General features: G+C 43.8%; 6 protein-coding genes. 2 read left to right on the top strand and 4 right to left on the bottom strand.

The genetic code is table 11. From position 1 onward, the window contains the following. A partial coding sequence (locus JUE95_RS11795) for a zinc ribbon domain-containing protein (RefSeq protein ID WP_203651919.1) occupies positions 1–260 on the top strand: 260 nt, incomplete at its 5' end. A 155-nt stretch (positions 261–415) separates the two neighbouring features. Next, positions 416–1,426 (top strand): aldo/keto reductase, encoded by a 1,011-nt coding sequence (locus JUE95_RS11790; RefSeq protein WP_203651917.1) that lies wholly within the window; start codon positions 416–418, stop codon positions 1,424–1,426. 63 nt (positions 1,427–1,489) lie between these two features. Here JUE95_RS11790 and JUE95_RS11785 read toward each other — a convergent pair whose 3' ends face one another. From JUE95_RS11785 to JUE95_RS11770, 4 genes are all read right to left on the bottom strand, one after another. Beyond that, entirely contained in the window at positions 1,490–3,715 is a 2,226-nt protein-coding gene (locus JUE95_RS11785; RefSeq protein ID WP_203651912.1) for an alpha-galactosidase, read from the bottom strand. A 231-nt stretch (positions 3,716–3,946) separates the two neighbouring features. Next, complete coding sequence (locus JUE95_RS11780) at positions 3,947–4,558, bottom strand: helix-turn-helix transcriptional regulator (protein ID WP_203651910.1); 612 nt, start codon at positions 4,556–4,558, stop codon at positions 3,947–3,949. A gap of 160 nt (positions 4,559–4,718) precedes the next feature. Next, positions 4,719–5,696 carry an aldo/keto reductase gene (locus JUE95_RS11775; protein ID WP_203651909.1) on the bottom strand — a complete coding sequence of 326 codons (978 nt, stop codon included), beginning with the start codon at positions 5,694–5,696 and terminating at the stop codon, positions 4,719–4,721. Positions 5,697–5,878: 182 nt separating this feature from the next. Beyond that, positions 5,879–6,379 (bottom strand): AP2 domain-containing protein, encoded by a 501-nt coding sequence (locus tag JUE95_RS11770; protein WP_203651907.1) that lies wholly within the window; start codon positions 6,377–6,379, stop codon positions 5,879–5,881. Positions 6,380–6,739: the final 360 nt, after the last annotated feature.

Raw genomic sequence — 6,739 nt, 5'->3', positions numbered from 1 at the left:
CTAAGGTAATCAGTTATCAAGGTTTCTATAATTTTCGGCTTAAATTGATTGCTAAGTGCCAGCATTTAGGCATTCCCGTACACTTGATTAACCGTTTTGAACCAACTTCTAAAGTGTGTCACCGGTGTGGCCATAAAAAAGTTGATTTGAAACTCAAAGATCGGGTGTATGAGTGCCAGAATTGTAATTATACTGAAGACCGAGATATTAATGCGGCCCTGAATATCAGGGATACTGAAAACTTTGAATTAGCCTACTAAAACAGGCTTCAAAGCATGTACCGGTGGCTAGCCGGGAATTAACGCTTGTGGACTATCATACCAACTGTATTAGCGAGTTTCATGCGAGGCAGGGTAGGGAGAAGCAAGAATGATCTATAACTTTTTATAAGTTATCAGTAGCAGGTAATTTGGGAATGTATGAAGCAAACTCCAACCGTTATGACAGCATGGTCTACAATCGACTAGGTGATAGCGGTTTGAAACTATCAGCCATTGGTTTAGGTTTCTGGCATAACTTTGGTTCCGTTGACGCTTACGAAAATATGCGCGCTATCGTGCAGCAAGCATTCGATCTAGGCATTACTTATTTTGATTTAGCGAATAACTACGGTCCTGAACCTGGCAGTGCCGAAGAAAACTTCGGCCGGATCATGGCCACTGACATGAAACCCTACCGTGATGAAATGGTCATCGCCAGCAAGGCCGGCTACGAAATGTGGGATGGTCCTTATGGTAACTGGGGCTCTCGCAAGAGCATCATGGCGAGTGCTGACCAAAGCCTTAAGCGCATGGGCTTGGACTACGTGGATATTTTCTACAGTCACCGTCCGGATCCAGAAACCAACGTTTACGAAACCGCTCAAGCTTTAGACAGCCTTGTTCGTGAAGGTAAGGCACTCTACGTGGGAATCTCAAACTATTCCGGTGCTCAGACTGAAGCCATCATCAAGTGCTTCGAAGACATGCACACCCCGTTTGTGGTTCACCAGCCACGCTATAACATGTTTAACCGTGGCATTGAAAACGACCTCTTCCCAGTTTTGAAGAAGTACCATAAAGCCGCAGCTGGATTTAGTTCACTGTGCCAAGGCTTGCTAACCGACAAATACTTGAACGGCATTCCAAAGGATTCACGAGCTGCCAAATCAACCAGTCCATTCTTGGAACCAAGTCAAGTTGAGCAAACCTTGAAAACGGTGAAAGCACTCAACGAAGTTGCTGAATCCCGTCACCAAACCTTAGCTGAAATGGCATTAGCATGGAACTTACGGGAACCAGAATTGGCTTGCGTCTTAGTTGGTGCCAGCCGGCCGCAGCAGTTAGTCGATAACGTCAAAGCTTTGGATAACTTGAAGTTCTCCGATGAAGAGCTTGCTAAGATTGACGATATTTTGAGCAAACAGCCTGCCGTTGATTGGGCCTAGTATTTTCGGAATAAAAACAATAAAAATCCGGTTGTCAGCGAAGGCTGATAACCGGATTTTCTGTTACTTAACAACATCAATCATAAATCTACGTGAACTAAAATCTGCAGATTGTTTAACTTCCGCCGTATCATCAAACGCACTGCCAATGTGGATCCCTGCGTTCATGAGTTCATCACCGTAATAAGCTTCCTCACTGTCATTGACCCGGTACTGCTTATCAGGATCTAGCCCCTTCAAATACAGTCGGCTGTACGGTGCATTAGGATGATTCAAAATTTGATACCTTGTTGCAATAGCGTGATCCTGCTGATCGTCAACCACGACCCAGCTCATCACGTTGCCGTCACCCTCAAACGGACTGTCTAGCCTGTACAGCTTACCGAACTGATACAGTGCCCGGTGTTGCTTATAAAAGACAACCTGCTTTTTAACGGTGTTCGCTTCTTCCTCAGACATCTTTGAAATATCCAATTCATAGCCGAAAGCACCGTAAAAGGCAACGTTTGCCCGGGTCTCTAACGGTGTAATGCGGCCGTTTTGCTCGTTTGGCACCGCTGAAACATGAGCCCCCATCATAGACTGCGGGTAACCGTAGCTGGTACCGAATTGCACCTTCATCCGCTCCACCGCGTCGGTATCATCACTTGCCCAAGCTTGCGGGGCGTAATACATCATACCGAGATCAAACCGGCCGCCGCCTGACGCACAGGATTCAAAGAGCACGTCGGGAAACGCTTTGGTCAGGCGTGCATATAAATCATACACACCAAGAATATAACGGTGCGGCATCTCTAACTGGCGGTCTGCCGGTAAAGCCACGCTATACATTTCCGTAATGTATCGGTTCATATCCCATTTAATATAATCAAGCTTAGTATCTTGAATAACTTTAGCCATCATTTGGTAAATATAGTCCACCACTTCGGGCCGGCTAAAGTCCAGAACGTACTGGTTTCGCCCGGGTGTTTCCCGTCGCTTTGGCACGTGAATCAGCCATTCTGGATGTTTCTTGTATAGTTCACTATCGATAGAAATCATTTCTGGTTCGAACCAGAGGCCAAACTTCAGTCCTAGATCATGCACTTCACCGGCAAAGGCACCAATGCCATTTGGCAGCTTCTTTGGATCAACAAACCAATCACCCAGTGATGTATGATCATCATTCCGGTGGCCAAACCAGCCGTCATCCAGAACAAACATTTCGATACCGAGTCTTTTAGCCTGTTTGGCAATATTCAGCAGCTTCTCGTCGTTAAAATCAAAGTAAGTAGCTTCCCAGTTATTGACTAGAATTGGCCGCTCCATCCGCCGGTACTTGGCATTGACCAGATGCTCGCTATAAAAACTGGCCAGTTGCTGGCTTAACTGGTTCATCCCATCCGCCGTGTAAGACAGAATAGCTTCTGGCGTCTGAAATTCCTTACCTGGCTCTAATTTCCAGCCAAACTCAGCTGGGTTAATACCAACTAGCACCCGACTAACATCCCATTGGTCAACTTCAATCTGATCTAAGAAATTACCTGAATAAACCAGGTTAAAGCCAATCGCTTCACCATTATCATCCGTGGTATTCGGCCGAGCCAGCATCATAAACGGATTTTGCTGATGACTGGAAGTCGTTCGAACTGAATCAATGGCTTGAATACCGGAGCGTAGCGGTGTCCGAATCAGATGACGTTCACGAGCCCAAGTACCAGAGAACTGAATTAAATCATATTGGCTATCCGGCAAATCCAACTGGGCACTTTCGGCAGCATTTAACGTCACTGCTTCCACGCCATGATTCTTAAAATTAGCGCTGCGGACAATCACATCTTGATGTGGAAATACGGTATAGCTGAGGTCCAGATCCAACTGAATCAATTTGTCCGTTAAATGAACAATCAGTGTTTCCGCATCATCCTCAGTATCATCAAAGGTTGATGGTAAGCCAGTTAGCCGCTGCTTCCCCTGCACAACTTCGTAATGGTCGTACTTAAAATCAGTAATCCGACTGCCGTTGGGCTGGGTAAGCTGGTAAGCTGGCCGACGAAAATCGCCGGTGCCGAAATCTGAATACTCCTGCTTGATCGCGCCCAACTGAAAATCGGGGTCATCCAGAGAATACGCTGGTGTCGCCGTTTTTAATTCTCGCTTCAACAATTCGTTATATTGCGGTTTGACATGAATTTTCTTTCCATAATAAACCTGACCTAAAATACCGTGTGCCAATACCTGAAAAATATAGCTTGTATGATCCGTTTGCAAATGAAACGTTTGATTCGCTTCGTCAACGTGAATTGCCAATGTTAGTGACTCCTTTCGAGTGTACGTTAAGACGTCATGATGCCACTCTTAATTATAGCGCTTTCATTATACTCAGTTAAAACGTATCCTCCAAGAAAGAGCAACCCTGTGAGCGGTTAAAAATAGCACATAGCTTTTTAATGACGTGATAATCATTAGCTAAAGTAAATAATACGTCTGTTTCCCAGAAAACAAAAAACCACCACGTCTATCGTGATGGTCATATCATTTTTAAGCTTGTTCGATGAAGTGCTGAAAGATTCGGTTCTTAGTGATCTTCCCAATCACACTTTTAGGAGCTGATTTATCTACTACCGGCAATGAATCCACCTTATGTTTCAGCAGCTGCTGCCCGGCTTGCTTCACCGTCGTATCAGCAGTCACCGTCACAATGTTAGGCATCCGGGTCATGATTACACTGGCTAAAACTGATTCTGGGTTCGAATTATTAAAGCTGGCCCGCAGCAAGTCTTTACGTGAAATCAGCCCCACTAACTGATCCGTTTGATCCAGCACAAATAGCGTGCCTACATCCTGTAAAAACAGCTTACTGATGGCCGCTTGCAAAGTTGCATCATCTTTGATGGTCGCTGCCGGCTGCATGATTGTCGAAATCGGTTGATCATAAAGATTAGCGTAATCAACCCCCAGCTTGCTATCACCATAATACACATAACCCACTTTAGGACGTGCCTTTAAGACTTCAACCGCCGTGAGCAGCCGTAAGTCTGCACGAATAGTGGGAACACTTAACTTTAACTGGCCGGCAATTTTCTCACCAGTTAACGGACTCTTTGCTTTCAGCATCTTAACAATCCGCTGCTGACGCTCCGTGAACTCCATGGTACCTCCCCTTTCTGCTCTCACTTAATTATGATTAGATTATAACATGAATATAACGTGTTATTACAATACATAATTGCTTCATTAAACACAAAACCTGAATAACCAGTCATAGGTGATCGGTTATTCAGGCTTGATGAATCCTTATTCAATTCGCTGATTACCAGAGATAGTCAACTGGGTTCTTAATATATTTATCGTACACATCCTGGACAATCTGCATTTCTTCCGGCTTAAGTGCTGGCAGATCAGATGCCACGGTGTTGCGCTCAATTTGTTCTGGGGAACTGGCACCTGGAATAGCGGCGGTGACTGCATCGAACATTAAAATGTAACGTAATGCCATTGCTGCCAGATTATCCGTGCCAAGGCGCTGCTTTAATTCTTGGGCAGCTTTAATCCCTGTCAAATAGTCTACACCAGAGAATGTTTCACCCTTATCAAAGTGCTCCCCATGACGATTGGTCGTCCGGTGATCTTCTTTGCCGAACTTCGTATCAGCCGTATATTTGCCGGTTAATAGGCCACTAGCTAGCGGTACTCGAGCTAAAATACCAACGTTGTTCTTCTTGGCAAGATCAAAGAATAATTTAGAAGGCCGGAGACGAAACATGTTGAAGATAATCTCAACGGCTGAAACGTCATAATCCATGGCTTTAATGGCCTCTTCGACCCGTTCAACACTGACCCCATAGTTCTTAATTTTACCGGCTTTCTTCAGCTTATCCAGCGTGAAGAAGGTTTCCGGTGTGTAGTAAATCGACATTGGTGGACAATGAAGTAATACCAGATCAAGTGCTTCTAAGCCCATGTTCTCCAACGACTCATCAACGTAGCGTGTCAGATGTTCCGGGTTGAAATGTTCAGTGCTTAAAGGCTCCTCTTTCCGACCAATTTTTGTCGTAAAATGCACGTCAGGGTGAGCTTTAACGAATGCCCCAACGGCCTTTTCACTGTTGCCACCCTGATACCCATCAGCAGTATCAAAGAAATTGACTCCCTGTTCATAAGCCTCTTCCAAAGTGGCAGTAGCGTCTTTAACGTCAAATGGTGCACCCCACTTGCCACCAAGCTGCCAGGTACCCAAAGAAATATCACTAATATTAAAACCAGTTTTACCTAGTGTTCGATAATTCATAGTTAGCTTCCCTCCGTTACACGATTTATTCTTAAGCTCACCTTAATTATAGAAGTTAGAGTAGGGTATAAGTCAAGAAGCTTCACCAAAAATGTGACGGCTAAAAACGCGTGATCAACAGCACTTGCCATCAATCACGCGTTTTTATCATCAGCCTGTCACTGACTTATCCTTTTTATACATTAAACTTCTTCAGCTTCTTTAACTTTATCATCCCGCTTGATACCGAGATACACTTCCTCAGCTTCACGGCGGGCCTCAATTGCTTCAGTAATCGTTTTATAGCTCTTTAATAAAACGTACTTGTGATCAATCATTAAGCGGGCGAACCACTTGCCTGTCTGACGGTCATATGAGACCCCAATGACGCCGCTCTTATTCCGTGCTGATTCAGAGATAGAGCTTAGTGACACACCGTTTTCGTCCCTTAATTGATCGGAACGACCCATGTAGTCCACGAACTTAGGGTTTTTATAAACCCGTTTGCTTGAAAGATCCCGTCTTAAGCAGCCGCAGCTCTTAGTGATCCCCGAACGTAGACGAACACCATCAACCACTGTTTGATTGCCGCAGTCACACTGGCATAACCACATTGCATTGGAGTTTGCAGAGTTATTACCATAATATCTAATGACGACCAGCCGGCCAAAGCGCTGGTTAGTTAAGTCAATTCTTTTACTCATTTCTTTACGCCATCCTTTAAATATTCTAACTTTGCTTACTAATCTATTATTAGAATATCCCCCCAATTGGTATATTAAATATTTAATATACCAATGATACCTAAGGATAATAAGCAGCTGAAATACTATTACTTTTTAATGATAACACTTTCACATAAATATTATGTGATCTACGCTATAATGTTTGGCTTTTATAAATAGCCTACTTTCATTTAAGTGCATTACCATCGCATTCAATGCAGTAATTGTATCATTATTACGTGGATATTTGGAGTGATTTTACTTAAAATGTTGTTCTTAACAATTATTGGTACAAAATATAAAACTTGTGTAACTTATAATCGTCTTATTTTTGAACAA

Source organism: Secundilactobacillus yichangensis (assembly GCF_016861565.1).
In the GTDB taxonomy this organism is placed as follows: Bacteria; Bacillota; Bacilli; order Lactobacillales; family Lactobacillaceae; genus Secundilactobacillus; species Secundilactobacillus yichangensis.
Note: the sequence above shows the minus strand (reverse complement) of the source record. Positions and strands in the feature narration are given on the sequence as shown.